At 64.7% G+C, this 1,266-nt stretch carries 2 protein-coding genes; one reads left to right on the forward strand and one right to left on the reverse strand.

The genetic code is table 11. The annotated features are described in order from the left end of the window. Positions 1-255: hypothetical protein (locus VP06_RS36905; RefSeq protein ID WP_156295894.1), on the reverse strand; the 255-nt coding region annotated here is incomplete at its 3' end. A gap of 409 nt (positions 256-664) precedes the next feature. Here VP06_RS36905 and VP06_RS33210 point away from each other — a divergent pair. Beyond that, a partial coding sequence (locus VP06_RS33210; protein ID WP_197093352.1) for a GAF domain-containing protein occupies positions 665-1,266 on the forward strand: 602 nt, incomplete at its 3' end.

Here is a 1,266-nt window from a genome sequence, read left to right on the forward strand (position 1 = left end):
CCGCACCTCCGGGTTGGCCTCCGCCTCCGTCAGCGCACAGATATCGGACAGCGCGCTGCGCACGGCATGCACCGCCTCGCGTCCGGCCGTGCCTTCCGGGTGCCCGGCCGTCACCACGCCAGCGTTCGCCAAGTCGATCAGGCCACGCTCGATCCGGTCGAGCAATACTCGGAGGGGCGGCGGCACCCTGTCCAGGATCGCGGTCGCGCCGGGACCGGAACGGGGGTGCCTCTCTTGGATGTCCGGACCGAGCATGGCGACTTCTCTAGTCTGATCGACTGCGCACCCGTTATCTTGTCAGAATGCCAATTCTGTGAAAAACATGCAACTGCTTGCCATGACCAGGACATTGATCAGATGGAGAGGCCCGCCCTGCCCTTGAGTATGTCGCAAGCAAGGATGACCGAGAAGACTCGTCCTTGTATTTTGCCGACACTCTTGCGCTCGTCGTGCAGCATTGCGAACCGGCCAAGCCGTATGCCTCGATCATGGGACGAACGCTTCCGACGCCATGACGATTTCGGACTATTTCCTAGTAGCCAGTTTGGGAAAATTTTCAAAATGTGTACTGATTGGGATCAAGGTTGCATCGCCCCCGGAAACAACCCTTGATACATTTCCGGTTGATGATGCGGCGTTCTCCCCCATGCGGCCAGATCGAACGATGCCCCTGCGCTCCCTCTTCGCTGACCGGTCCGGCAGTGCCGGCGAGCAGATCCTGTCCGTGCTCCGCGCCGTCCGCCGCCATCTCGCGATGGATGTGGGGTTCGTGTCGGAATTCGTCGCGGGCGACCGGGTGTTCCGCGTCTCGGATGCCGGCACGGCGCACAACCCGGTCTCGGTCGGGGCGCATGCCCCGCTCGAGCAGAGCTTCTGCTACTACGTGGCGAAGGGCCTGATGCCGGGCCTGATGCAGGACGCGGCCGAGGATCCCATCGCGAGCCAGATGCCGGTCACGCGCGACCTGCCGGTCGGGGCCCATCTGAGCGTGCCGCTGCGCCATGCGGACGGCGAAGCCTACGGGACCTTGTGCTGCTTCAGCTTCACGCCGGACCGGACCCTCACGACGCGCGACCTCGCGACCTTGCGTCTCTGCGCCGACATCGTGGAATCGATCCTGGGGAAGGACCGCGACGCGGCACGGGAGCGCGAGGCCAAACGGCGGCGCATCGCCGATACGATCGCCACCGAGGCGGTCGAGATGGTGTTCCAGCCGATCTACCGCACGGCCGACGACAGCCTCGTCGCCTTCGAGGCCCTGGCGCG

The organism is Methylobacterium aquaticum, assembly GCF_001043915.1.
Classification (GTDB): domain Bacteria; phylum Pseudomonadota; class Alphaproteobacteria; order Rhizobiales; family Beijerinckiaceae; genus Methylobacterium; species Methylobacterium aquaticum.